Source organism: Pseudomonas putida, assembly GCF_050989985.1.
GTDB lineage: Bacteria > Pseudomonadota > Gammaproteobacteria > Pseudomonadales > Pseudomonadaceae > Aquipseudomonas > Aquipseudomonas putida_AI.
On record NZ_CP158815.1, the window covers coordinates 3,950,240 to 3,975,733 of the forward strand.

General features: G+C 62.8%; 25 protein-coding genes. 8 read left to right on the forward strand and 17 right to left on the reverse strand.

Annotated features, from left to right (window positions below; all coding sequences use genetic code 11):
- Positions 1-11: 11 nt before the first annotated feature.
- Positions 12-203 (forward strand): hypothetical protein, encoded by a 192-nt coding sequence (locus ABTV29_RS18125; RefSeq protein ID WP_433766001.1) that lies wholly within the window; start codon positions 12-14, stop codon positions 201-203.
- Positions 204-222: 19 nt separating this feature from the next.
- Here ABTV29_RS18125 and ABTV29_RS18130 read toward each other — a convergent pair whose 3' ends face one another.
- Positions 223-579 (reverse strand): DUF1428 domain-containing protein, encoded by a 357-nt coding sequence (locus ABTV29_RS18130; RefSeq protein ID WP_433766003.1) that lies wholly within the window; start codon positions 577-579, stop codon positions 223-225.
- 16 nt (positions 580-595) lie between these two features.
- Positions 596-1,660, reverse strand: coding sequence for a hypothetical protein (locus ABTV29_RS18135; RefSeq protein ID WP_433766004.1), 1,065 nt, complete (start codon positions 1,658-1,660; stop codon positions 596-598).
- 547 nt (positions 1,661-2,207) lie between these two features.
- Here ABTV29_RS18135 and ABTV29_RS18140 point away from each other — a divergent pair.
- A complete protein-coding gene (locus ABTV29_RS18140; protein WP_433766005.1) occupies positions 2,208-2,471 on the forward strand; it encodes a hypothetical protein in 264 nt (87 codons plus the stop codon).
- An 89-nt stretch (positions 2,472-2,560) separates the two neighbouring features.
- On the opposite strand, the gene ABTV29_RS18145 is transcribed toward ABTV29_RS18140, so the two are convergent.
- Positions 2,561-3,451 (reverse strand): LysR family transcriptional regulator, encoded by an 891-nt coding sequence (locus ABTV29_RS18145; RefSeq protein WP_433766006.1) that lies wholly within the window; start codon positions 3,449-3,451, stop codon positions 2,561-2,563.
- 135 nt (positions 3,452-3,586) lie between these two features.
- Between ABTV29_RS18145 and ABTV29_RS18150 the strand changes: the two genes are divergently transcribed.
- Positions 3,587-4,999 (forward strand): MFS transporter, encoded by a 1,413-nt coding sequence (locus ABTV29_RS18150; RefSeq protein WP_433766007.1) that lies wholly within the window; start codon positions 3,587-3,589, stop codon positions 4,997-4,999.
- Between the two features lie 146 nt (positions 5,000-5,145).
- On the opposite strand, the gene ABTV29_RS18155 is transcribed toward ABTV29_RS18150, so the two are convergent.
- On the reverse strand, positions 5,146-5,607 hold the full coding sequence (locus ABTV29_RS18155; protein ID WP_433766009.1) for a cupin domain-containing protein: 462 nt from the start codon (positions 5,605-5,607) through the stop codon (positions 5,146-5,148).
- Between the two features lie 307 nt (positions 5,608-5,914).
- On the opposite strand from ABTV29_RS18155, the gene ABTV29_RS18160 reads away from it, so the two are divergent.
- Positions 5,915-8,326, forward strand: a complete 2,412-nt coding sequence (locus ABTV29_RS18160; RefSeq protein WP_433771929.1) for a TonB-dependent siderophore receptor — start codon at positions 5,915-5,917, stop codon at positions 8,324-8,326.
- A 148-nt stretch (positions 8,327-8,474) separates the two neighbouring features.
- Here ABTV29_RS18160 and ABTV29_RS18165 read toward each other — a convergent pair whose 3' ends face one another.
- The 3 genes from ABTV29_RS18165 to ABTV29_RS18175 are packed head-to-tail and all read right to left on the reverse strand — an operon-like array spanning position 8,475 to position 10,682.
- The gene (locus ABTV29_RS18165; RefSeq protein WP_433766010.1) at positions 8,475-9,338 is read right to left on the reverse strand and encodes an NmrA family NAD(P)-binding protein; all 864 of its coding nucleotides are present in this window, start codon (positions 9,336-9,338) and stop codon (positions 8,475-8,477) included.
- Between the two features lie 36 nt (positions 9,339-9,374).
- On the reverse strand, positions 9,375-9,914 hold the full coding sequence (locus tag ABTV29_RS18170; RefSeq protein WP_433766012.1) for a carbonic anhydrase: 540 nt from the start codon (positions 9,912-9,914) through the stop codon (positions 9,375-9,377).
- A gap of 15 nt (positions 9,915-9,929) precedes the next feature.
- On the reverse strand, positions 9,930-10,682 hold the full coding sequence (locus ABTV29_RS18175; protein WP_433766014.1) for an SDR family NAD(P)-dependent oxidoreductase: 753 nt from the start codon (positions 10,680-10,682) through the stop codon (positions 9,930-9,932).
- A gap of 187 nt (positions 10,683-10,869) precedes the next feature.
- On the opposite strand from ABTV29_RS18175, the gene ABTV29_RS18180 reads away from it, so the two are divergent.
- Positions 10,870-11,781, forward strand: coding sequence for a LysR substrate-binding domain-containing protein (locus tag ABTV29_RS18180; RefSeq protein ID WP_433766015.1), 912 nt, complete (start codon positions 10,870-10,872; stop codon positions 11,779-11,781).
- A 478-nt stretch (positions 11,782-12,259) separates the two neighbouring features.
- Here the strand turns inward: ABTV29_RS18180 and ABTV29_RS18185 are convergent, their stop codons facing one another.
- The 3 genes from ABTV29_RS18185 to ABTV29_RS18195 form a co-directional block, all read right to left on the reverse strand.
- Positions 12,260-13,309, reverse strand: a complete 1,050-nt coding sequence (locus ABTV29_RS18185; RefSeq protein ID WP_433766016.1) for an NAD(P)H-dependent flavin oxidoreductase — start codon at positions 13,307-13,309, stop codon at positions 12,260-12,262.
- 33 nt (positions 13,310-13,342) lie between these two features.
- Positions 13,343-13,732, reverse strand: coding sequence for a tautomerase family protein (locus ABTV29_RS18190; RefSeq protein ID WP_433766017.1), 390 nt, complete (start codon positions 13,730-13,732; stop codon positions 13,343-13,345).
- A gap of 282 nt (positions 13,733-14,014) precedes the next feature.
- On the reverse strand, positions 14,015-14,713 hold the full coding sequence (locus ABTV29_RS18195; RefSeq protein ID WP_433766019.1) for an MOSC domain-containing protein: 699 nt from the start codon (positions 14,711-14,713) through the stop codon (positions 14,015-14,017).
- A gap of 97 nt (positions 14,714-14,810) precedes the next feature.
- On the opposite strand from ABTV29_RS18195, the gene ABTV29_RS18200 reads away from it, so the two are divergent.
- Complete coding sequence (locus ABTV29_RS18200) at positions 14,811-15,698, forward strand: LysR substrate-binding domain-containing protein (RefSeq protein ID WP_433766021.1); 888 nt, start codon at positions 14,811-14,813, stop codon at positions 15,696-15,698.
- Between the two features lie 187 nt (positions 15,699-15,885).
- Here the strand turns inward: ABTV29_RS18200 and ABTV29_RS18205 are convergent, their stop codons facing one another.
- The 4 genes from ABTV29_RS18205 to ABTV29_RS18220 form a co-directional block, all read right to left on the reverse strand.
- Positions 15,886-16,899, reverse strand: coding sequence for an NAD(P)H-dependent flavin oxidoreductase (locus tag ABTV29_RS18205; RefSeq protein WP_433766023.1), 1,014 nt, complete (start codon positions 16,897-16,899; stop codon positions 15,886-15,888).
- A 3-nt stretch (positions 16,900-16,902) separates the two neighbouring features.
- Positions 16,903-17,457, reverse strand: a complete 555-nt coding sequence (locus tag ABTV29_RS18210) for a cytochrome b (protein WP_433766025.1) — start codon at positions 17,455-17,457, stop codon at positions 16,903-16,905.
- 72 nt (positions 17,458-17,529) lie between these two features.
- Positions 17,530-19,203: a cation acetate symporter gene (locus ABTV29_RS18215; RefSeq protein ID WP_433766027.1), complete on the reverse strand. Its 1,674-nt coding sequence runs from the start codon at positions 19,201-19,203 to the stop codon at positions 17,530-17,532.
- Positions 19,200-19,514 (reverse strand): DUF485 domain-containing protein, encoded by a 315-nt coding sequence (locus ABTV29_RS18220; protein WP_433766029.1) that lies wholly within the window; start codon positions 19,512-19,514, stop codon positions 19,200-19,202. Before ABTV29_RS18220 ends, ABTV29_RS18215 begins: the two co-directional genes overlap by 4 nt.
- Before the next feature lie 247 nt (positions 19,515-19,761).
- Here ABTV29_RS18220 and ABTV29_RS18225 point away from each other — a divergent pair, with 247 nt between their 5' ends.
- Positions 19,762-20,667 carry a LysR substrate-binding domain-containing protein gene (locus tag ABTV29_RS18225; protein ID WP_433766031.1) on the forward strand — a complete coding sequence of 302 codons (906 nt, stop codon included), beginning with the start codon at positions 19,762-19,764 and terminating at the stop codon, positions 20,665-20,667.
- Here ABTV29_RS18225 and ABTV29_RS18230 read toward each other — a convergent pair.
- Together ABTV29_RS18230 and ABTV29_RS18235 are read right to left on the reverse strand one after the other, a co-directional pair.
- Complete coding sequence (locus tag ABTV29_RS18230; RefSeq protein WP_433766033.1) at positions 20,651-21,898, reverse strand: MFS transporter; 1,248 nt, start codon at positions 21,896-21,898, stop codon at positions 20,651-20,653. The two genes, ABTV29_RS18225 and ABTV29_RS18230, sit on opposite strands and share 17 nt — an antisense overlap.
- A 25-nt stretch (positions 21,899-21,923) precedes the next feature.
- Positions 21,924-23,150: a YbfB/YjiJ family MFS transporter gene (locus ABTV29_RS18235; RefSeq protein ID WP_433771931.1), complete on the reverse strand. Its 1,227-nt coding sequence runs from the start codon at positions 23,148-23,150 to the stop codon at positions 21,924-21,926.
- 339 nt (positions 23,151-23,489) lie between these two features.
- Here ABTV29_RS18235 and ABTV29_RS18240 point away from each other — a divergent pair, with 339 nt between their 5' ends.
- Positions 23,490-24,518: a D-cysteine desulfhydrase family protein gene (locus ABTV29_RS18240; protein WP_433766035.1), complete on the forward strand. Its 1,029-nt coding sequence runs from the start codon at positions 23,490-23,492 to the stop codon at positions 24,516-24,518.
- A 203-nt stretch (positions 24,519-24,721) separates the two neighbouring features.
- Here ABTV29_RS18240 and ABTV29_RS18245 read toward each other — a convergent pair whose 3' ends face one another.
- Positions 24,722-25,183 carry an HvfA family oxazolone/thioamide-modified RiPP metallophore gene (locus ABTV29_RS18245; protein ID WP_433766037.1) on the reverse strand — a complete coding sequence of 154 codons (462 nt, stop codon included), beginning with the start codon at positions 25,181-25,183 and terminating at the stop codon, positions 24,722-24,724.
- Positions 25,184-25,494 lie beyond the last annotated feature (311 nt).

Below are 25,494 nucleotides of genomic sequence, written 5' to 3' on the forward strand. Positions count from 1 at the left end.
CGGAGGCTGCCATGCGACAGATCCTCAGCAAGGAACCCTGGTGGGCCGCGCCGCCCAAGCCCGGCCAGGACGAATTCGAACTGGAATGGGGCTGGCTGGTGCACTACAGCGAGGGCGAGCCGCGTTTCGAATTCATCCGCGAACGACCAACGGACGACGAAATCCAGCAGCGCAAGAGTTGCAGGATCACCCCGGTGGAGTGATCCCTGGTCGAGCGGTACTTCAAGGCACCTGCATGAGCAAATCGAAACCACCATAGATCATCCGCTGGCCATCGAACGGCATCGGATTGACGTCTGGCTTCATGCGCGGATCCTGCATCATTTTTTCCATGCCGGCGTTACGGGTCGCCTTGTCCGGCCAGACGATCCAGCCAAACACCACGGTTTCGCCCTCCTTGCGCTTCACCGCCATGGGGAACGAGGTGACCTTGCCTTCCGGCACGTCCTCGCCCCAGCACTCGGCAATGCTCAGGGCGCCGTTTTCCTTGAAAATCGCGCAGGCGATTTCGCAATGCCTGAGGTATTGCTCGCGCTTGTCGGTAGGGACCGCGGCGACGAATGCATCGACATAAGACATGGGTGCTCTCCTTGATTCACGGGTTGGTCTGCTGGCTAGTCGATTGGCCAGGCTGCCATTCGACATGTTCGGCTTGCAGGCCGACCGGCGGTTGCGCGCTGCTGGCCAGGCTGCCTTCGATCTGCCCCGCCATGTACAGGGTCCCGGCCATCACTCCCGACGTCGGGTTCTGCAGCAGCTTGGCCCAGGCCTTGTCGAAGGTGTTGCCCAGGCTGCTGCGAATCAACGCCTCGCTGTCGGGCCGGTCGTTGGCCTGGATCAGCGCGCGGATGCCGGCCACACCGACCGTGATCAAGCCCCCGGCGAGCTTGCCTGCGGCGGCCGCCACGGCACTGGCGGCGCCACGGGGAGCCATTTCGGCCTCGATGCGTCGGCTGGCGCGCCGAGCCACCGGCGCCATGGCGGTGTCGGTGGAATCGACGCCTTTCTCGCCACCGGCCTTGTGGATCTTGTCGATCAAGGCTGCATACGCCGGCAAGGCATTGAGCGATTCACTGCGCACCACCTGATACAGCGAAGCATCCCGGGCCGGCGGCGGCCCCAGGGCGATGGCCGGGATTTTCTGGATACGCCCGTTGAGCTGGGCAATCGGCACGCCATGTCGCTGGGAGATTTTCTGCAGTTCTTCCTTGAGGATGTCCACGTAGAACGCCGATGCCAGGCTGAGAATCGCGTCAGGATCGATTTCCACCGCGACCGGCGCCAGCACCTTCTCCTGATAGGCCTCCAGCAGGTAGGCGGCCAGGCGCTTTTCCGAGGCATCCTGTTCGCCCTGGGCGCTGAGGGTGTACCAGCTGACTTTCATCGACAGCCATTCCTGGGTCCAGTAGCTGCTGAACCAGGGGATGAAGTTTTCTTCGGTGAGCTGATAGACCCGCGTGCGCCAGTACTCCATGGCGCCGCGAGCGTAGATTCTGGTCTGCTCGGTGGCGGACTGCGACGCCTCGACGATCTCCCGGTCCACCTGCTGCCAGGTGCTCGGTGCAATCATCACCTGCGGCACTTCCACCGGCGCGCGCGGGGGCGTGGCGCACCCCGCCAATACCACCAGCACGGCGACGATCAGCGAACGCAGGTTCAAGATCGCGGCTCCTTGAAGTCGGCGCCGAGCCGGGTAGCCGGCGCTTAAAGCCCCTGAATTGAGTATAGGTGGCGGCAGGTGGTGCCCTCACTGCCGCCATCGCGAGCAGGCTCGCTCCCACAGTGGAGCTGCTGATCGCCTCGGTTCCTTGTGGGAGCGGGCTTGCTCGCGAAAGCGGTTTGTCAGTCGCCATCCATATCGAATGAATTGGCGCCTTCGCGAGCAAGCCCGCTCCCACAGTAGTCAGTGGTGCAAATTGGATTGGTGAATGTCTGCGATTCCCTGTGGGAGCGAGCCTGCTAGCGATAAGGCCGGCAAAAACACCCTGCAAAAAAGCCGGAATCCGGACCATCACTCCCATCGATATTCACAATCGCCACGATTGCCTTCCGCCCGGCAGCCGTCAGCGTAGGATCAATCACAACCCAACACGAAACCCTGTAGCGGAGGGTCGAATCATGCTAGTTCATCTCCTGACCTGTCTGGCCCTGACGGCCTTCACGTTGAGCGCATTTGCCTGGTTCGTCCTCTCCGAGGAGCGCACGTCATGATCAACGAAGTCACCCTGGCCGTGAGCTTTCCGGTGTTCGGCAACAACTACTACGATCAGACTTTCGAGTCCCGTAAGGTGTTGACCCTCGTGTTCGACGAAAAATTCGAAGCCTTGCTGATTCCCGCTGCCGAACATCATTTCAGCAACGAAGTGGTCGGCCTCAACGATCAGTTCCGCTTCCTCAACGACGTGCTGGCCGAGCATTTGCTGGAGGTAGAACTCGCAGCGACCGCCCGTCGCAATCATCAATATTTCTGAGTCGACGCCCTCCGCCGCCGGCCCATCCTGAACTCCGTGTGCTTGCTCCCCCTCACTGAACTTTGACGGGGAGCTTTTTTTTGCGCTCGCTATTGCGCGCACACCTCCCGCAAACAACCCCGCAGCCAGCGATGCACCGGATCGGCATCCAGCCGCGGGTGCCAGAGCATGGCCACGGTAAAGCCCGGCAACGTCAGTGGCAGCTCGAAGCTGTGCAGGCCCGCCCGCAGATTGGCCGTGTGGCGTTCCGGCACGCTGGCGATCAGTTCGCTGGTCCGGGCCAGTGCCAGTGCGGTGGAGAAACCGGGGACGATGGTCGCGATTTGCCGCGAAAGGCCCAGCGGCGCCAGGGATTCATCGATCGGCCCCTTGTCCAGCCCCCGTCGCGAAACACTGATGTGGCTGCCGGCCGCATAGCGCGCCGGGGTGATCCTGCCCTCGCCCAGCGGATGGCCGATCCGCACCACGCCGATGAAACGATCACGAAACAAACCCTGGGTGCGCAGCTCCGGGCTGGCGGCCTTGCCGACGACGCCGGTTTCCAGATCGACGGTGCCGTCGCGCAGTGATGAGCTGTCCTTGTCGGGCTTGTGCATGAAGCGCAGGCGCACGCCCGGTGCCTGCTCGGCTATGCGGGCGATCAGTGCGGCACCGAAGTTTTCGACAAAGCCTTCGCTGGTGCGCAGGGTGAAGGTACGCAGCAGATGCTGGAGGTCTGGCTGCTCGGCTGGGCGCAGCACCGCTTGGGTGTCCTGCACCAACTGGCTGACCCGCTCGCGCAACTCCAGCGCCCGCGGTGTCGGCACCAGCCCGCGCCCTGCCCTGACCAACAGCGGATCACCGGTGGTTTCCCGCAGGCGCGCCAGGGCCCGACTCATGGCGGACGGGCTCAGACGCAGGCGCTTGGCGGCTGCGGCGACGCTGCCTTCGGTCAGCAGGACATCGAGAGTGATCAGCAGGTTGAAATCGGGCGTGGACATGCCTGGCCCCTTTTGGCTTAAGTGAGGTGGCGTTCAATGCATGTATTGAGTGCAACCCATGCGTCTTCCGCCATGTTAGGCGTGGACGTAGATTTGCGGTAGCTCCAATCGGGAGCGGGCACAAAGGGCTACACCATGAATTCCACGGCAACCGTCACTGCAGATGGCCAACGAACCCGGTCAACCAGGTGGGCGCTGGCCAGCCTGTCGCTGTCGATGTTGTTGTCTTCCCTGGGCACCAGCATTGCCAATGTCAGCCTGCCGACGCTGGCCCAGGTATTCGATGCCTCTTTTCAGCAAGTGCAATGGATCGTTCTCGCGTACTTGCTGGCCATTACCACGCTGATTGTCAGCGTCGGCCGGCTGGGCGATCTCATCGGTCGGCGCCGCCTATTGCTGTCCGGCATCGGCCTGTTCAGCCTGGCCTCGGCCCTGTGCGGCCTGGCGCCGAGCCTGGAATTGCTGATCGGTGCGCGGGCGCTCCAGGGTCTGGGCGCGGCGATCATGATGGCGCTGACCCTGGCGTTTGTCGGGGAGACGGTGGCAAAGGACAAGACCGGCAGCGCCATGGGCCTGCTCGGCACTATGTCGGCCATCGGTACGGCGCTGGGGCCATCGCTGGGTGGCTTGTTGATTGGTGAATTCGGCTGGCGCGGGATTTTCCTGGTCACCGTGCCGCTGGGGCTGCTGACCTGGCTACTTGCGAAGCGTTATCTGCCTGCCGATCAACTGAAAGCCAGAACCCCTGAGGCGGCTTTCGATTCTCTGGGCACTGTGCTGTTGGCCTTGACCCTCGCCACCTATGCGCTGGCCATGACTCTTGGGCGTGGGCATTTCGGCGCGCTGAATCTTGTTTTGCTCGCCCTGGCTTGTGCGGGTATCGGGGTGTTCGTGCGGGTTGAACAGCGTGTCGCGGCGCCGTTGATTCGCCTGGCGATGTTCCGTGATCGGCAACTGCGCGTCAGCCTGATCATGAGTCTGCTGGTGGCCACGGTGATGATGGGCACGCTGGTGGTCGGGCCGTTCTATCTGGCGCAGGCGCTCGGGTTGGGCGCGGTCGAGGCAGGATGGGTGCTGTCGGTCGGCCCCCTGGTCGCAGCCCTGACGGGAGTGCCGGCGGGACGCATTGCCGATCGATTCGGCGCCCGGCGCATGTCCATTGCCGGGTTACTCGGCATCGCCCTGGGCTGCCTGTTGCTGGCGGTGTTACCGATGAGCCTGGGTGTTGCCGGCTATATGCTGCCGATGGTGCTGATGACCCTGGGTTATGCGGTGTTCCAGACCGCGAATAACACGCTGGTCATGGCAGATGTTCAGCCGCAACAACGGGGCGTGGTGTCGGGCCTGCTCAATCTGTCGCGCAACCTGGGCTTGATCACAGGCGCCTCGGCGCTGGGTGCGGTGTTTGCCTTCGCTTCGGCGACGATGGAAATGGGGGCTGGCGCAGGGATGCGCGTGACCTTTGCGGTTGCGGCGGGATTGATGGGCGTTGCCTGCCTGATCGCCATTTCCCACTGTAGGAGCGAGCCTGCTCGCGATGGTCGTTAACGATAACGCGGGGGGAGCTGATGCCCCGCGGCGCTCTCGGGTTCATCGCGAGCAAGCTCGCTCCCACAAAGGAAACGCGCTGTCGAGTGAAACGAGGCTGCGATCTTTTGAAGGCAAGATCAAAAAATCGCAGCCTGCGGCAGCTCCTACTTGAGGATCACCAGCGGTACATCTTTCTTGACGATGTAGGTCGCCAGTTCCGAGGCCTTTTCCTTGCCGATGTTCGTCGCCACATGGGCAGTACCGGCCGGGATGTACAGGGACTCGCCGGCCTTGAGCACGACGTTCGGCTGGCCTTCGAGTTGGTATTCGAAGGTACCCGAGAGCACGTGAGCCACTTCCACGCCCGGATGGGCATGCCGTGGCGAAACGACGCCCGGATCGAAATCTACGATGACCTGAACCACTTCCTGCCCTTCGACACCCAGATCGCGCTTGATCAGGTCGGTACGCTTGAGGCCGGTCTGCCAGCTCTTGGCGGGCGCCTGGCCGGTGGCGGCTGGCTTGGCTTCATCGGCGTGGGACAAACCGGCAAAAGCGGTCAGCGCCGCCGCGACGAGGGTGGCGCCGAGCAAGCGGGCGACTTGGGTCTTGTTGTTTCTGTGCATCGCAATTCTCCAATGAGCGCAGGGTAAACAGCGCGGGGTGCCTTGATCGGGCAGCGCCATTACGCGGTCACCGTGTATCTCGCTCGTGTCGCCCGGGGCAGTTTTTGTATGCGCAAGTAGCTGCCTTCCAGCGAGATACACTGCGATACACCCGCAGAACTTTTTTTCAAATTCATTGATACCTTTTTCGTCGTCGTTCGGTGTGTAGAGAAATTCTCATTATTCTTTGCATCCACAGGCATGCCGCATGACTTCCAGTTCACCGCAGTTGCGCTCCAGAATCCGCCCCGCCCGCCTCTCTCTGAATATGCACAGCCTGAACCTGCTCAGCCTGGCCATCACCCTGACCGCCATGGCCCCGGTGCACAGTGCCCTGGCCGCAGACACCAGCCAAAGCGAAGCCACCCGCAACTACGCCATCGGCCCCGGCTCGCTGGCCGGTGTACTGGCGCAATTCGCCGTGCAATCGGGCGTGCTGCTGTCGTTCGACAGCAACCTGCTCAACGGCCAGCAAAGCCCCGGCCTGCAAGGCAACTACAGCCTGTCGTCGGGCTTCGCACGCCTGCTGCAAGGCAGCGGTTTTTCCCTGATCAACACTGGCACCGACAGCTACACCGTGGCACCGCAGGTGGACAGCGGCACGGCGCTGGAGCTGGGCGCCACCACGGTCAACGGTGTCACCGAGGATGCGGACACCTACGCAGGCGGCCAGGTGGCAAAGACCGCGCGCCTCGGTTTACTGGGCAATCGCAGTATCAATGACGTGCCGTTCAGCGTGGTCAGCTATACCGCCAAGACCATCGAGGACCAGCAGGCGCGCACCGTCGGCGATGTTCTGCTCAACGATGCCTCGGTGCGCCAGTCGGCCGGCTTCGGCAACTTTTCCCAGGTGTTCACCATTCGCGGCCTGCCGCTGACCACCGACGACATTTCCTTCAACGGCCTGTACGGCGTGTTGCCCCGGCAGATCATTACCACCGAGGCCCTGGAACGGGTCGAACTGTTCAAGGGCCCGAACGCCTTCATCAACGGCGTGGCGCCGGGCGGCAGCGGTATTGGCGGCAGCGTCAACCTGGTGCCCAAGCGCGCGCAGGACACCCCGACCCGCAGCGTGACCCTCGACTACGCCAGCGACACGCAGGTGGGCGGGCATATCGACCTGGGCCAGCGCTTCGGTGAGGACAATCGCTTCGGCGCCCGGGTCAACCTGGCCAATCACGGCGGCGATACCGCCGTGGATGACGAGTCCGAACACTCGCAACTGGTGGCCGTTGGGCTGGACTATCGTGGCGATCGCCTGCGCGTGTCCACCGACCTGGGTTACCAGAAGCAGCGCATCAACAACGGCCGCTCCGTGGTCTACCCCACCGGCACCAAAGTCCCGCACGCGCCGTCGGCCAAGGACAACTACGCCCAGGACTGGAGCTGGTCGGAACTGGAAGACACCTACGGCATGGTCAACGCCGAGTACGACCTCGACGACAACTGGACGGCCTATGCCGGTGGCGGCGCCAAGCACACCCGGGAAAACGGCGAATACTCCTCGCTGTATGTGGCCAACGACGGCAGCGGCAAGGTCGGCTTTCTCTACTCGCCCCATGACGAAGACAACAAGAGCGCGATGGCTGGCTTGAACGGCCACTTCGCCACCGGCCCGATCACCCACCAGATGAACTTCGGCCTGTCCGGCACCTGGGGCGAGCAGCGCTCGGCGTTCGAAGCGATCCTGGTGGCTAACCGCCCGAACGGCAACCTGTACAACCCGGTGCAGGTGCCGCGCCCGACCAACACCTATTTCGGCAGCGACATCCATGACCCGCGCATCGTCGGCAAAAACCGGATCAAGAGTGCCGCCGTATCCGACACCCTGGGGTTCATCGACGACCGTGTATTGCTGACCCTTGGCGTGCGTCGGCAGACCATCGAAGTCGATAGCTGGAACACCACCAGCGGTGCGCGTACCGCCAACTATGAAGAGTCGATCACCACCCCGGTCTACGGCCTGGTGATCAAACCCTGGGAGCACGTGTCGTTCTATGCCAACCGCATCGAAGGCCTGCAACAGGGCCCGACTGCGCCAACCACCGGCGTGACCAACCCCGGCGAAGTCTTCGCGCCCAACCGCAGCAAGCAGACCGAAGCCGGGGTCAAGCTCGACTGGAACAGCTTCGGCGCGACCCTGGGTGTGTACCGCATCGAGATGCCGAACAGCTCGACCTCGACCCTCACCGGCAACCGCCTGCCGACCTTCAGCGTCGACGGTGAGCAGGTGAACAAGGGTGTGGAACTGAACCTGTTCGGCGAGCCGCTGGACGGCCTGCGCGTGCTGGCCGGGGCGACCTGGATGGACACCGAACAGAAGAAAACCTCCAACGGCCTCAACGACGGCAATCGTGCCGCCGGTGTTCCGCGCGTCCAGTACAACCTGGGCGCCGACTGGGATGTTCCGGGGATTCAGGGTGCTGCGCTGAACGGGCGCCTGCTGCGCACCGGCGGCGAGTACGTCAACGCCGCCAACAGCCTGAGCATCCCGGCCTGGACCCGCGTGGACCTGGGTGCCCGGTATGGCTTCAAGGCCGATGACAAGTACATCACCTTGCGGGCCAACGTCGAGAACGTGGCGAACAAGGCGTACTGGTCTGCGGCGTCCACTGCCAACAACTATCTGACCCAGGGCGAGCCACGGACGCTGAAGTTGTCGGCGACTGTGGATTTTTAAGCCTGATCATTTCCCCTGTAGGAGCGAGCCTGCTCGCGATGGTCGTCAACGATAACGCGTGTTGTCTGAATGGACGCGTTGTCCTTGCCACCATCGCGAGCAGGCTCGCTCCTACAAGGGTTTTGCGGTGATGTCGGGAATCGTGGCTTTACGCCAACTGCTCCCGATGCTGTTCGATGAACTGCGCCGGGGTCACCAGTGGCTGGCCGATGATGGCGGTGCCGGTGCTGTCGAGACCTTCCAGGCGTTTTTCGCGCTGGTCGATTTTCACCGCATTGAAGTGCACCGCGAACGCCGGGTCGCCATCGATACCCAGTTGCTTCACGAAGTCTTCCACCGAAACCTGTTCGTACCGCACCGGCTTGCCCAGGGTCTCACCCAACAAGGCTGCCAGTTCCAGGTGGCTGTATTCGATCGGGCCGTGCAAGGGGTAAGCCTGGCTGCCGTGACCTTGCGGCTTGATCAGGATGTTGGCCACCACCAGCGCGATATCGCTGGCCGCCATCGGGGCAAAGCGGCTATCGGCATCGAAAGGCGTCAGGTAGCGGCCTTCACGAATAAACGGTGCGATGTAGAGCATCCACTGGGCGAAGAAGGTGACCCGCAGGTGCGTGGTAGGGATGCCTGACCAGGTAAAAATCTGTTCCGACATCCAGTGATTCAAGGTTGCCTGGCTGCGCGCATCGGGCCGCGACTGCTTGTGCGACATGTTGACGATGTGCTTCACACCCTGCTCTTTCGCGGCCTGGGCAAACAGCGCCGCCGCTTCGATCAGGCCCTGGCTGAGCGGGTAACAGAAGTAGGCACCGTCGACACCTTCCATGGCGGTGCGCAGGGACCTGAGGTCCAACAGGTTGCCCACACAGATTTCCGCGCCGAGGGCCTTCAATTGCGCTGAGCGCTCATCTTCACGGCGCACCAGCGCCTTCACGCGATAGCCCTGTTCGAGCAGGTATTTAACGGTCGGGGTTCCGGTATCGCCGGTCGATCCGCTGATCAAAAAAGTTTTCATCGTCTGTCTCCACATCAATAAAACAAGGGTGTCGGTTTATTCGGATCGCAGCGGGCCGGCAGGCACCACCGTGTCGATGCGGCCGGTGGCCACGTCGTAGACCAGGCCGGTGACGGTGAAGCCGCCGGGCAGGTTCGGGTTGGCCTTGAGCGCCGCCACATCGACGGCGACCGCCTGGTAGGGATCGTCGATGGCCAGCGCCGGCAGCTCTTCGGGAGTGACGCCCATGTGTTTGGCCAGCAGTTGCGGAGCGTGGTGCAGGCAACCGGTGATGCCGCAGTCGGTGTGGTGCAGCAGGATCAGGTTCCAGCCCTCTCCCACCTCCGAGCCGCCGACCCGCGACACGGTGCGCAGGATGGCCATGGTTTCCAGCAGCGCCGGATTGACCCGGCCGCCGACATTGCGAATCACCGCCACTTCACCGGGTGCAAGCTTGAGCACATCCATCGGATCGACCCGGGGATCGACGCAGCCGACAATCATGGTTTTGCGCGACGGGATGATCTTCAGGCCAGCATCGAAGCCGGTCTCGGCGAACGTTGAATTGCGCTGGGCAAGGGTCTGTAGAAAGTCCATGAATCACCTCGATCGTTAAACGTGACTGCGGGGCTGTGGCAGCCGGGTGGACATCATTGCCTGGACCTTTTGCGGGTCGGCGGTGAAGGCCTGGTGGATGCCGCGTGTCTGGGCGCCGGCGATGACTTCGTCATTGGTTCCGGCTTCGAGGGCGTCCAGCGCATCGGTGACCACCTCGACCGGGCTGAGGCGCGGTTCCGGCAATTTGGCGCCCATGGCGGTTTCGGTTTGCACGGCGAGCACGCCCACCACCTGCGTACCCTGCGCGGTCAGTTCGGCACGCAGACTGCGGGTCAGGGACAGCCCCGCGGCCTTGGACGCCGAGTAGGTCGCGGCCATCGGCAGGCTGATCAGCGACAGCATCGACAGCATGTTCAGCACCGCACCACCCGACCTGGCCAGCACTGGAGAGAAGGCCCGGGTCAGCGCCAACGGGCCGAAGTAATTCACTTCCATTTCCAGGCGGGCATCGTCCATGTCCGGGGCGGAGATGGCGCCGTCGAATGCGGCATACCCGGCGTTGTTGATCAGCAGCGTGACGTCGCTGGCGACGCTGGCTGCTGCGGCCACCTGGTCGGCATCGGTCACGTCCAGCGGCAGTGGCACCAGGCGGCGATCGCCACTCTTTAGCAGTTCGGCCAGCGAGGCGGTATCGCGGGCGGCTACGTAAATCTTGGCCACGCCGCGCTTGAGCAGTTCTTCGACAAAGGTGCGGCCGATGCCGCGGTTGGCGCCCGTAACCAGGGCAATGGAGTTTGCGATTTTCATGATGAGTTCCTGAAGGAATGAGTCGGGACCGTCCGGCGAAGCAGGCTGCTTCGTCGCCGATGGACCCACTATCCCTTCCTGCCCCACCGTCCGGTAGCGGTCGGTTTCGGCTAACATCTATCACCATTACGCATCAATCGACGTTCACGCGGACGCGCCGCAACAGCGCGCTTGCACAGGAAACGGCATGCCTTTGAAAGACATCCTCAGCCTGCGGCTGTACACCCGTGTCGCGCACCTGGGCAGCTTTTCTGCGGCCGCCCGGGAAAGCGGGCTGACCCAGTCCCAGGTCTCGCGGATGATCGCCGAGCTGGAAGCGGGCCTGGGCGTACGGCTGCTGTCTCGCACCACCCGCGCCGTGGCGCCGACCGAGGCCGGCCTTGAGTTTCTGGCGCGCATGGAACCGATCCTCGCCGCCCTCGACGACGCCGAGAACAGCGTGCGCGAAACCGGTGAATTGCGCGGTTTGCTACGCATCGGCATGCCCTCGACCATGGGCATCCGGGTGATCATTCCAAGGCTGTCGGCCTTTACCGAACGTCACCCGTTGCTGCACCTGGAGTTGATGCTCGAAGACAAATGGCAGGACATGGTCAAGGAAGCGGTGGATGTCGGGATCCGCGTGGGCAACCTGCCGGACCTGTCCGGCACCGCCCGGCTGATCGGCACGATGCATCGTGTGATCGTGGCCTCGCCGGGGTATCTGGCGCGCCATGGCACGCCGCTGTTGCCGGAAGATTTGCAGGGGCATCGCATCGTCGGCGGTCCGGCGGGCGCGCATGCGTCGTCATGGCAGTTCGAGCGTGACGGGCAAACGGTGTCCATAGACCTCGGTCCGCAGCTGACTATCAACGATACGGCGGGTGCGCTCGCGGCGGCCTCAGGCGGGTTGGGGGTGGTCTCGACCACGTCCTGGGCTTGCCGGCTGGAACTGGAAAGCGGCGCCCTGGTGCAGCTGCTTCCCGACTGGAAAATGGCTGACCTGCCGGTGCACGCCTACTTCCCCATGGGACGCTCGACGCGTTTGGCGGCGCGGGCGTTTGCCGATTTTCTCGCCCATGAACTGGGCAGTCCTTCGGACGCGCTAGTGCAGGAGTGAGCCAGGCTTCCCGCGTCATCGTTGACCACCATCGCGAGCAGGCTCGCTCCTACAGGGGGTTTTCTGTCGACTGCGGGTTTGGCGTCCGCCGCAGCCCAAAACTGTGGGAGCGAGCCTGCTCGCGATAGCGCCGGGTCAGTCAGCATTGACGTTGAATGTGCCGCCCTCTTCGCGAGCAAGCCCGCTCCTACAGGGGGTTCTCTGTCGACTGCGGGTTTGGCGTCCGCCGCAGCTCAAAACTGTGGGAGCGAGCCTGCTCGCGATAGCGCCGGGTCAGTCAGCATTGACGTTGAATGTGCCGCCCGCTTCGCGAGCAAGCCCGCTCCTACAGGGGGTTTTCTGTCGACTGCGGGTTTGGCGTCCGCCGCAGCCCAAAACTGTGGGAGCGAGCCTGCTCGCGATTGCGCCGGGTCAGTCAGCATTGATGTTGAATGTGCCGCCCTCTTCGCGAGCAAGCCCGCTCCCACAAGGGGTGGTGTCAGGCGTTCATTTCCGCTGCGAGCAGTTTCACCAGGGCCGCTGCCGGCATTGGCCGGGCCAGTGGCGCGCCCTGCCCGGCCCATTGCACGGCGAAGCCGGTGTTGGCGCGGGTTGCGGCTGCGGCATTGAGCGCCTTGTTGGCGTCGTAGGCGATGGGATAGTCCGGCAGTGCCGGGGCGTTGGTTTCCAGGTCGATGTAGTTGCGGTTGACCATGCCCCGGGCCGGACGGCCCGATATCGCGCTGGTGACTTTGGTCTGATGGGCGCGCGGGCCCTGGAGGGCTTCGCGATAGGCCGGATTGGCGGAAGACTCGGGGCACAGAATGAATGCCGTCCCCAGTTGCGCCGCGCTGGCACCCAGCTGCATGACGGCCTTGATGCCGACGCCGTCCATGATCCCGCCCGCCGCGATCACCGGCAGCTGGCAGGCACCGGTGAGCACTCGCACCAGGGCGAAGGTGCCCATCTGGCTATCCTGCTGCGGGTCGAACACCCCGCGATGGCCCCCGGCTTCGTAACCTTGCGCCACCAGCGCGTGCACACCGGCGCGTTCCGCCTGCTGCGCTTCGGCGAGGTTGGTGACGCAAGCGAGCAGGACGATACCGGCATCCTTCAATGCATCGATGAACGATTGCGGCGGCAGGCCGAAATGGAAGCTGACCACTGCGGGCTTTTCTTCCAGCAGCATCTCCAGCATGCCGACGTCTTCGACGAACGAGGTGTAGATCTCGCGCAGCGCCGTGGGCGGTGAAGTTTCGAACTCGGCAAACAAGGGCGCGAGGAATTCCAGCCACTGCGCTTCGCGCTCAGCGTTTGCCACCGCAGGCGCGTGGCAGAACAGGTTGACGTTGAAGGGTCTGTCGGTCAGCGCCGTCGTCTCGCGCAGCATGGCTCGCGCCTGTTCGACGTTACTCGCGCCAATACCGATTGAACCGAGCCCGCCGGCATTGGACACCGCTGCCGCGAGTTTGGGAGTGGAGACGCCGACCATGGGCGACTGGATGATCGGCAGTTCGATGTTCAACAGCGACAGCAGAGGATTGGTCATGACGACACCTGAACGAAATATGTGAAAAAAGGGCTAGAGCTCACCGGTGAGAAACTGCGCTCGCCCACCGCCGAACGACCAGTCGGCATCGCTGTTTTCCACCAGCGAAACGATCAGGTCAGCGGGGGACAGATCGCAGGCCGCTTGCAGCCGTTCGGCCAGCAGGCGGTAGAACGCGGTTTTCTGCTCCTGGGGGCGCGGTCGTGACACCACGGTCAGCAGCACCACCCTCGCCGAGCGTGTGTACCCCAGGCCGGTGTCATGCAGGATCAACTCACCCGGACGGTGTTGTGTGACGCTCTGATAGCGGTCGCTGAAAGGCACTTCGAAGGCGTGGACCATGGCCTGATGCGCCACATCCAGCAGGGTGCGCAGTTGTTCATCGGTGCGGCCCTGGATGACGTCGAACTTGAGCAGTGGCATGGCGCTTCACCTCGCAGGAAATCGGGAGCGAAGAAACCGCCCCCTGGGATAAAGGACCGCGTGTCAGCCCGCGCCGGCACGCTTTCCAACCCGAAGGCTTTAAAATAGGCGCAGCCTGTCATCATGTAAAATGATGATTAATGATCTTATGATTCACTAATGGTGAACTGTAAATTCTGTGGGAGCGAGCCTGCTCGCGATGGACGCGTGGACGCCGCGGGGCATCAGGCTGTCCGCGCTATCGTTAGCGTTCATCGCGAGCAGGCTCGCTCCCACAGGGGTTCAGATGGGGATTTCCGGAGCGCGCTTTTGCAGGTAGGTCGCCCGCTCGCCCAGTCGCCGCTTCCAGTCCTCGCACAGGCCGGGTGTCGCCGCCAGCGCAAACAAATCATCGATCACCGGCCGGTGCGACAACTGCACCTGCCAGAACTGGTCGATGGAAAAGCGTTCGGTGTGGCGCTCCAGCAATTCGATGCTGTCCCCCGCTTGCAGGCAGCCCGGCTGAAGAACCCGGTAGTACCAACCGGTAATGCGCTCTTTGGCCACGAACATCGACATGTGCTCGGCATCGAAGCGGTGGTTGATTTTCCAGCACGGGCTGCGGGGCTGGGAGACCTGCAACAGCGCGCTGCCGACCCGGAACACATCGCCAATGTGCACGTTGCATTCCGAAAGGCCGAACGCGGCAAGGTTCTCTCCCAGGCTGCCCGCCACCAGTTGCGGGGCGCTGTGGGCGAAGGCCTGGGCCAGGCGTTCGTAGTTTTGCGTGGCGTACTGGTGCACGGCTTTTTCCGGCCCGCCATGGACACGGGTATCGCCGTGCTGGTCGCCGACAATGCCGTGCAACTCCACGCGCACGGGTTCGGTGTGGCGCTGTTTGAAGATGCCGGTGCGCTGCCCCTCGGGCTGTAGCACACCCAGGCCACCGGCGAAGACATGGTCGATTTTCGTAGTCAGGGTCATGGGACGAACGGCGCTCATTTGCGGGGTCCTGGCCACTTTACTAACCGCCGACAACGGCCGTAAAGTGATCGTTAGATATGTCCATAATCACTTTTAGAGATGGATGAAAATAATAATGGAAATGCGCCAACTGAAGATTTTCTGCGCCGTCGCCGAGCTGGGCAGCTTCACCGCCGCCGCGCTGCAGGTGAACACCGTGCAATCCAACGTGACCATGCGCGTGAAAGAGCTGGAAGCCGAGCTCAACCGCGAGCTGTTCATTCGCAAGAAGTCCGGAGTGATGCTGACGGCGGCGGGAGAAATCTTCCTGGGATATGCGCGGCGCATCCTGCAATTGACCGAAGAAAGCCGCAGTGCCCTGCTCGACACCGGCAGCCCGACAGGCCTGTTGCGCCTGGGCTCGATGGAAACCACCGCCGCCATCCGCTTGCCTCAGGTGCTGACCAAATACCGCGAGCAATACCCCGACGTGCAGTTGTCGTTGCAGACCGGCACCACCATCGAATTGATCAAGGCCATTGAAAGCCATCGCCTCGACGGTGCTTTCGTCGGCGGCTTTCACCAGAACTCGGCACTGGCCCAGGAAGAGGTGTTCAGCGAAGAACTGGTGCTGGTCAGCAGCAACCAGTTCGACTCCCTGGAGGCGCTGATGGAGAAAATGCCCCAGCAGACGGTGCTGGTGTTCCGCACGGGCTGCTTCTATCGCTCGACCCTGGAAAACTGGTTCTACCAGGTGGGGCTGGTGCCGAACCAGATCATGGAACTGGGCACCCTCGACGGCATCCTGTCGTGCGTCGCGGCGGGCATGGGCGTGACCTTGCTGCCCAGGGCCATCGCGGAGAATTGCAGCGTACGCCACGGTATTCGCTGGCACGCCTTGCCGCCGCAATTCGCCAACGTCTCCACCGTGTTCATCCGCCGCAATGATTCGATGATCACCTCGGCGATGAGTGCATTCATTGGGTTGGCGCAGCAGCAGATATCGCGGCCGGCGACAATTTGAATAACACCGATAACCCCTGTAGGAGCGAGCCTGCTCGCGATGGCGGTGTGTCAGTCACCGCTGAAGTCGACTGAGCTGACGCCATCGCGGGCAAGCCCGCTCCCACAGTGATCGGAGTCGTTCACAAATTCTGTGTTTGAAACCAGAACCTGTGGGAGCTGGCTTGCCAGCGATGACGGTGTATCCGTCAAAGATGAACCCGACGACCTGACGCCATCGCGAGCAGGCTCGCTCCCACAGGGGATTGGGTGGACGATCGACCCGGTGCAGCCGCAAGACCGCTCACCAGTTCCGCCACCCGCTCCGCCGCCGGCACCACGCTGTGAATCTTGCCCACCCCCTGCCCCGCATACAGCGACAGCTTATGCGCCATGCGCGGTTTGTCGATGGCCCGGGCGCCGCCGCCGATGAAGCGCAGCAGGTTCCATTTGTCCCGATTGGGGATCACCCGATGCGGGGTGCCGTAGGTCCAGCCGAACGAATAGCCGGTGCGGTACTCGGTGTCATCGGTGCTCGCCTCGACGATCTTCTGCTTGTACAGCGGATGCGCGTTCGACTCATCGGTGGCGATGAAGGCCGTGCCCACCACCACCCCGGACGCGCCCAAAGACATCAGCGCCCGCACGTCGTCGCCGTGGGTCACGCCACCGGCCGCCAGCACTGGCCGCCCCTCGGAGATAGCGAGGATCGAGGTCAGCAACGGCATGATGCCGATGGTGCCGCGATTGAGGTGCCCGCCGCTTTCACTGCCCTGGGCGATGATGATGTCCGCGCCCTGCGCCAGGGCGATGTGCGCCAGCTCCACCGACCCCGCCTGCACCATGACCAGCAAGCCTGCGTCCTTGGCCCGGGGGATCATGCCGGCGGAATACTTCTCGGCGTAGAACAGCGACAGCAGCTTGGGCTTTTCCTTGAGGATCACCTGGAACTGCGCCTCGAACACGTCCGGGCCACCGAATTGCGGCACCAGGTTCACCCCGAACGGCCGGTCGGTCAGCGCCCGGGTTTCCTCGATCCAGCGGCGCAAGGCCAACGGCGGCAGGCGCAAGCCACCGATCACGCCCATGCCCCCGGCATTGGCCACGGCCGCCACCAGTTGCGGGCCGGAAATGGCCGCCATGCCACCGAGAAAAATCGGGTACTTCACCCCGCACAGCCGGGTAATGGCGTTACCGGCAAAATCGGATCTGATTTCGTTCATGCCTCACAGCTCCACGTGTTTGCCCAGCATGCGCTTGAGCGTGTTGTTCTTCAGGAGAAAGTGATTCTTGACCGCGCCGAAAATGTGCAGCGCCAACCCGGCAAGGAACGCCGAGGCGCCGATGTTGAACAGCACATCGACCACGTGCTTGAGCGCTGCATTGACCGGCAGCACGCTGGGAATCCACCAGCCGCCAGGGAGTTCCACCAGCTCGCCGCCCGCCGATCGCGATGCCCAGACCGCGATGGGCAACAGCACCATCGCCAGGGCCAGCGACACTGCCACCGAGCGGCTGATGATCACTTCGATAGGGTTGGGGGTGCCCACGGGCAGCGGATGGTAGGCGGTGATCCGCGCCCAGAAGCGGTAGATCGAGACGAGGAACAGCACCAGGCCGACCAGGTTTTGCCCGCGAACCAGGGCCGCGCGCAGTACATCGTCGGACGCCTGGCCGATCATCAATTGCAGGCCGAATATCGCCAGCAGGGAAAACGCCACGACCCAATGCAGGGCGATGGTGATGGGGGAAAATCGCAAGCCATTGTCTTTGAATTGCATGGCTGACTCCTTTTGCAGCAAACGCCAATCAGGAAAGAGGAAGCTTCAGGAAAAAGAGCGCGACAGGACGACTCAGTGATTGACCGCCTGCGCGGCGCCGAGGCCGGTCTGGGCACGAATCAGCTGGTCGTCGAAGCGTTCGCGCTCAAGCCCTGCCCCGTGACTGCGGTCGGTGACCGAACCCAGCCAGGTGAAGAAGAACGCCACGTTCATCGAGATGATGGCCGGGTAGTCGTAGGGGAAGATCGCCTCGGCGTTGCCCAGCACCTTGACCCAGACCGCCGGCGACAGAATCACCAGGCCCACCGCACTGATCAGCCCGGCGACACCACCGATCAACGCGCCGCGCGTGGTCAGGCCTTTCCAGTACATCGAGAGCACCAGGATCGGGAAATTCACCGACGCCGCGACGCCGAACGTCAGCGCCACCAGGAACGCGATGTTCTGATCCTTGAACACAATCCCCAGCACCACCGCGACAATGCCGATGCCTACCGAAGCCAGGCGCGACACGCGACGCTCGTCCCGCGCATCGGCCTTGCCCTTCCTGACCACCATCACATACAGGTCATGGGAAATCGCCGAGGTGCCCGCCATGGTCAGCCCGGACACCACCGCCAGGATCGTCGCGAACGCCACGGCGGAAATGAAACCGAGCAACAGGTCGCCGCCCACCGCCTTGGCCAGGTGCATCACCGGCATGTTGCCGCCGCCGATCAACTTGCCTGCCAGATTGCCGGACTCGTAGAAAGCCGGGTCCTGCCCGACGATCACGATGGCTGCCAGGCCGAGCACAGCGACGATCAGGTAGAAGAAGCCTATGAAGCCGGTGGCGACGAACACCGATTTACGCGCCTGCTTGGCATCGGGCACGGTGAAGAAGCGCATCAGGATGTGCGGCAATCCTGCGGTGCCGAACACCAGGCCCAGCGACAACGAGATCAGCGACAGCGGGTCGGCCACCAGTTTGCTCGGCAACAGGATCTTCTCGCCGTCGTGGTGCGCGGCCACGGCTTTCTCGAACAACAGATCGAAGGAAAAGCCGAATTTGCTCAGTGCCAGAAACGCCAGCAAGGTCCCGCCCAACAGCAACAGTCCGGCCTTGATTATTTGCACCCAGGTGGTGGCGACCATGCCGCCAAAGGTCACGTACACCGCCATCAACAGGCCCACGGCAATCACCGCGTAGTTGTACGGCAGGCCGAACAACAGCTGGATCAACTGCCCGGCACCGACCATCTGCACCACCAGGTAAAAGCACACCACGGTCAGTGAGCCGAAGGCGGTCATGGTGCGGATGCGGTTTTGATCGAGACGGAAGGACGCGATGTCCGAGATGGTGATACGCCCCAGGTTGCGGATGCGTTCGGCAAACAGAAACAGCAGCAACGGCCAGGCGACGAAGAAGCTGATGGAGTACAGCACGCCGTCGAAACCGTTGAAGAAGATCATGCTGGTGACGCCCAGCAGCGCCGCCGCCGACATGTAGTCACCCGCCAGTGCCAGGCCGTTCTGAAAGCCGGTGATACCACCACCGGCGTTGTAGAAATCGTCCATGGATTTGGTCTTGGAGGCCGCCCAGTACGTGATGCCGAGGGTGGTCACGACGAAGACCAGGAACATGCTGATCGCCGTGAGGTTGATCGGTTGTTTCTCGACGTGCTGCAATACATCGCCTGCCATGGCGCGAGCCGCAAATGCACTCAGCAGGACGGGAAGGATGAGGTTACGCAGGAGGTGCTTCATACGATGGCCCCCGCCCGGATTTGCGCGGTCAGTGCATCGAACTCACCGTTGGCCCGCAGGATGTAGAGCCCGGTGAACAACCAGGCGCCGACGATGAACACCAGGCCCAAAGGCCAGCCGATGTTGATGATGCTGGTGGCCGAAAGCTTCGTCGCCAGCAACTGGGGTGCGAAGGCCGCGACGAGGATAAACGTGAAGTACGGGACAAGGGTTGCAGCGGTCAGGCCGGCGACGAACCTGCGTTGCCGGGAAACCAGTTCCCTGTACCGGGGGTGGTTGCGAATTCTGGCTGATTCAGTTGCATGGTTCACGTTGACTCCGTGTAGCAGTGGTTGCGTTATTGTTGTTCCACAGCCTCAGATTCAGACTCGATCCGCCACTGGCTGCGGTATCTGTGCCCCTTCAACCTATGCCCGACATGTGATCATGTAAAATGATCATTTGTGATTCAGTTGATCTGTTTTCGTGAAGTCTATTTTCTCCGAACGGCGCTATCACTAATCTTCCTGAAGCCTTAGATTGGCCATCTGTTATGCTTTTTATAGATAGGAGATAGAGATGGATGTGGCAGATCTGAAGGTGGTGGACGCCGTGGCGCGTCACGGCAGCATGAACAAGGCCGCCAACGAGCTGAACACCGTGCAATCCAACGTCTCGGCGCGGATTCGTTCGCTGGAGGACGAGCTTGGGGTGGCGCTGTTTCAACGCAGCGCCAAAGGTGTCCAGGTGACGCCTGCGGGGCGGCGTATCCTGCCCTTCGCCGCTCGGCTATCCAAACTGCTGCTCGATGCCTCCAGCGCCGCCCGGGATGATGGCCAGCCCAGAGGCGTGCTGGAAATCGGTACGCTGGAAACCACGCTGGCCATGCGCCTGCCGCGCCTGATCGCGCAGTTCGCCAAGGCTTATCCCGAGGTTCGCCCGGTGGTGCGCACCGGCACTACCTGCAGCCTGATCCAGGGCGTCATCGACTGTAAGCTGGAGGGCGCGTTCGTGGCCGGCCCGGTCAATCATCCGGAGTTGCACAGCGAAGAAGCGTTTCGCGAAGAGCTGGTGCTGGTGACCTCGCCTGCCCTGCACAGCCTGCAAGCCATCGCCGGGGTGGAGAACCTCAAGACCGTGGTATTCCGCATCGGCTGCTCCTACCGCCAGCGCCTCGACACGCTGCTGACCAGCCTCGGCATCGTCGCCCCCGAGCCGCTGGAGTTCGGCTCCATCGAAGCCATCCTCGCCTGTGTCTCGGCGGGTGTCGGCATCAGCCTGTTGCCCCGGGGCGTGGCGGCCAGTGCGGCCCGCGACGGCCTGGTCGCGGTGCACGATCTACCCGCGGACATGGCGCAGGTCGAGACCGTGTTCGTGCGCCGCATCGACGGTTATTACTCCAGCGCCCTGGCGACTTTCCTGCAAAGCGTGCGCGATGACGAGGTCGCGGCCCCGTCACCTGTGTTGGCTAGCGTAGTGCTGTAGACCGTTCAACACCGACGGGCGCGGCACCGAAACGGCTCTTGATCCAGGCATTGATGCCGGCACATAGCACCAGCAGCGCACCGGTCACCAGAAACACAGGCTGCAAGCCGAAATGCGCGCCGATCTGGCCGCCGAGCAGTGGCCCGATCACCTGTCCGGAAAACTGCGCCGATTGCAGGTAACCGAGGATTTTGCCGGTGCTGTGCTCTGGCACCGAATGACGAATCAGCTTGGCAATCGCCGGCAACAGTCCGGCGATGGTCATGCCCATCAGGCCGCGCAGCACCGCCAGCTGCCACCATTGCGTGACGTACGCCTGGGGCACCATGACGATGCCGGTCAACACCAGGCAACCGATGATCACATTCCAACTGCCAATGCGATCGGCCAGTGCGCCCAGGCGCGCGGCGGTCAGAATACTGCCCAGGGCCGAGCCGGCCATCACCACCCCGGCCACCCGCGCCTGATCGTCGAAGGCCACGCCCAGATGACCGATGTAGACCGTGATGATGGGTTCGATCGACATGTTGGCCAGCAGCACCATCATCGCCGTCACCAGTAGCGCGGCGATGATCGGCCAGCGAGCAGTGTCGCCTTCGACCGCCGCGGCTTTCGGACGCCGCGAGCCATCTACGCCGGGTTGGAAATCCTCGCGAACCAACAGGATGGTGGAGATCGCCGCTACGGCGATCATCGCGCCGCCAACGAAGAAAGTGCCGCGAATGCCCACAAGCTGCGGCAGGAAACCGCCCAACAGTGGCCCGATCAGGTTGCCCGACAAGGCGCCGGTCGACAGCACGCCCAGCGCCCAGCCAGCTTTTTCCCGAGGCACCTGGGAGCCGATCATTACAATCGAGGCCGAGGCATAGCCACCGATCAAACCGGCGATCAGGCGCAGCACTACAAGATCGGTGACGTTGCGCGCCAGACCGATCAGCGACATGACAATCGCCATGCCGATGGCGGCGCGGATCAGCATCGGCTTGCGCCCAAAGCGATCTGCCAGCCGGCCCCAGAGCGGCGCGGTAATCGCCGTGCCGAAAAAGGTCGCACCGAAGGCCACCGCCGACCACTGCACCACATCGGCCTGGGCGGTGACGCCCAGTTGTTGAACATAGAGCGGCAGGAACGGCAACAGCATGCTCAGGCTCACCAGCGTGGTGAACGAGCCGAACACGCAAACCGCCAGGTTGCGCCGCCAGTAGGAAAGATTTCGCTCGGCATATTTCACGAAAAAAGTGCTCCGTTGGCCACCGTTAGAGGGCTGATGATTCGGCTGAGCGGGCGCTTCGCAGCGCCGCCAGCACATCGATGACAAAGGCGATCAACATGGCCGCCGTGCCGATGCCGAACAGCAGGCGGTAGTCACCACCGCTGTACGAAAACAGGAATGAAAGGCCATAGGCGGCGACGGCCTGGAACAGCGCGAAGCCCACCGTGGCGGTTTGCCAGGCGGCGGCTTGTTGCGCGGGGTGCCGGGCGAGCACTTCCTGCAGGCGACCCAGCACCAGCGGCACAGTGCCGGTGACAAAGGCGCCGACGATCACACTGGAAGCCATCAGCCAGACCGTGCCCAGCTCCAAATCCAACTGCAGCGCCGGCACCGCGACGCTCACTGCCTCGATGAGGAACGCCGCCCGCAGCGCGCGACCGAAGCCGATCCGGTCAGCCACAGCCCCCGCCAGCAGCGGGCCGACGGTGGCGCCAATACCGAACAGCACCCAATATTGCGCGCCAGTCTGCAGCCCCTGCCCCAGGCCCCGGGCGACGAAATCCACCAGGAAAATCATGTGTGGCACCCATCCCGCAGCATTGAGCGCGTACTCGACATACAACGCCTTGAGGGTGCCCTGAGGTGGTGGGCGACGGTGATGCACGGCCTTGTCGGCTGGGGCGTCTTGCGCCGGCCATCCACCCCAGGCAACGGCCGTCAGCAACAGTGCAATCAACCCCAGGCCCAACCAGGTTTGCGCAAGTCCCTGTTGCAGCAGCAAAGGCACCAGGGTGCCGGATGCCGCAATCCCGACCCCGACGCCCATGAAAATCACCCCGCCCACCAGGCCCCGACGCGATGGCGGCACATGGGCCAGGACGGTCGGCGCAGCCAGCACCATCAATGCCCCGCCGGCGACGCCCGAGAGCAATCGCCAGGCAAAAAACCAGGCAAAGGACACGGGATAGGCGCAGGCAAAAAACGCGATGCTCGCCAGCAGCATCATCGCCCTGAGGGTGAAACGGGTTGAGGTTTTCGCCGCCAGCGAACGCCCGAACAGCGCCCCGGCCAGGTAACCCGCCAGATTTGCCGCGCCCAGATAAGCCGCCCTGGAGGCATCGAACCAGTGAGCGCCGACAATCGCCGGCAGCAACGGCGTATAGGCAAACCGCGCCAGCCCGATGCCCACCAGACTTGCCGAAAACCCCGCCACCGTGCCGCGCCATGGGCTGGCGGGCTGGAGTGCCGTTGCTGATTTCACGCTATTCATCATCTGCCCTTCCATTCTTCAGTCGGGCCGACTCTACGCGCGAAGGCGATATCTCAATAAACGAATTAATCAGGCAACTGCTATCTCTTCAAACGATATCTTCCATCTGTAGGAGCGAGCCTGCTCGCGATGGTCGTTAACGATGACGCTGGCTGCCTGATGCCCCGCGGCGCTCCGTCATCCATCGCGAGCAAGCTCGCTCCTACAGGGGGGGGCGGTGTCCGGCATTTGATTACATGGTGTATCAACAGTAATTCCCAAACAGCCGTATATCTTCATCAGGCGCCTTTCTACAGTGGCCGATGCTCTACGTTCATCTACGCCCAAGAGTGATCCTTCATGCCACACGATTTGAGTCATCTCGATGCCGCGCTGGCCACCTACCCACGAGTGGCGCTGCTCGAAGGCCCGACACCGATCCAGAAACTGCAGCGACTGAGCCGACTTCCCGAGTTGAACGGCTGCAATATCTACGTCAAGCGCGACGACCTGACCGGCCTCGGCGGGGGTGGCAACAAGCTGCGCAAGCTCGAATTCCTGCTCGGCGAGGCATTGGCCGCCGGTGCCGAAACCCTGGTGACCTGGGGTGGTTTTCAATCCAACCATGCCCGCCTGACCGCGGCCGTCGCCGCCCAGCAAGGCCTGGCCTGCGAGCTGATCCTGACCCCGTCGGCCGTGCGCAGCGACGACGACTTCTGCCACAACGGCAATGTCGTGCTCGACGCGCTTTTCGGCGCGAAAATCCATCGGCTGCCTCGCGGCGTCGCACCTGATGCCTATGCTGCCGAGCTGGTCGACAGGCTCAAACAACAAGGCAAGCAACCTTTCGTCATGCCCTTGGGCGGCTCCAGCCCCCGAGGCAGCCTCGGTTACGCCGCCTGCGCCAGTGAAATCCTGCGCCAGGCCGATGCACTCGGCATCCAGTTCGAGCAAATCACCCTCCCCAACGGCAGCGCCGGGACACACTCCGGACTGCTGGCCGGCGTCACCCTGGCCCAGGCTTCGACGAAAATCCTCGGCTACTCCGTGCTGGCAACCGAAGAACAGGCATCGGCCCTGACCCTGGAAAAAACCGGGCAAGTCCTGCAACTGCTCTCCCCCTCCACTACGCTGGCCGAAGCCTCGATCAAGGTCGATGGCAGCCAACGCGGCGAAGCCTATGGCGCACCGACCGAAGCCATGCTGGAGGCCGTGCGCCTGCTCGCCTCCCACGAAGGCCTGCTCACCGATCCGGTCTATGGCGGCAAGGCCTTTGCCGGTCTGCTGGCCGCGGTGCGCCGGGGGGATTTCCCGGCGGGCAGCAACCTGCTGTTTGTGATGACCGGTGGATTGCCGGGGATATTTGCCTATCGCAGTGCGTTTGACTGATTAGCCTGTTGGAGCTGCCGCAGGCTGCGATCTTTTGATCCTGATCTTGAAAGGCGAGATCAAGATCAGAAGATCGCAGCCTCGTTGCACTCGACAGCTCCTACACAGCTCCTGCACCGCGCCTGTATTTGCCTTTTGCCAGGCACAAAAAAACCTCCCCGGCCAAAAAGCCGGGGAGGTTTTTTTACAACCGCTTCAAGCAATCAGTTCTGCGCCTTGCTCATTTTGGTGAACAGCTCGGTCGGTACTTTCTTGCCGTTGGAGATGTACTGGTTGGTGCGGAATTTGTAGACCTCGGCTTCGGAGAGGTAGCCGTCACCGTTGGTGTCCATCGCCTTGAACTCTTCACCGCCCTGTGGCGCTACAGCCAGCAGTTCTTTAAGGGATACGCGGCCATCGTGGTCGGTGTCGGTGCGGGCGAAGGAGGCGTCGCCGCATTTGCCTTCACCGCATTTGCCTTCGCCGGCCTTGGTGACTTTGGCGCCGGCTTCGCCGGCACCGCACTTGCCTTCGCCACACTTGCCTTCGCTGGTTTTTTCCGCCGAGGCCAGTTGGTAGCCTTGTGGCAGTGCTTCAGCGGCGAATGCGGAAGAAGCGAGGTTCATGGTGCCGGCCAGTGCAACTGCGATCAGGCCAATGCGGGATTTGTTCGACATACGGGACATGGTTATTTCTCCAGATACAGTGTGCGGCCCAGCCGCTTCGGTCTTGCCACAAGGGCGATAAGCCGTGGTGCGAGTCGCATCTGCTTTCTCGCTAAGGCAGGGCTATTTGACTGCAACCGTGTATCCCGGATGTATCCGGATCGAGGGGCATTTGTAAGCCAGTCTGCGAACAGCGGCTTCGGATACACAGCGATACACAAGTACCTCGCAATGCCCTCCCCCTCAAAAAAAGAAAGATCGCAGCCGGCGTCGGCGCCTGTATGGAAATGCATTCCAGGACAGGCACCGACGCCAGCTGCGATCTTTTTTGA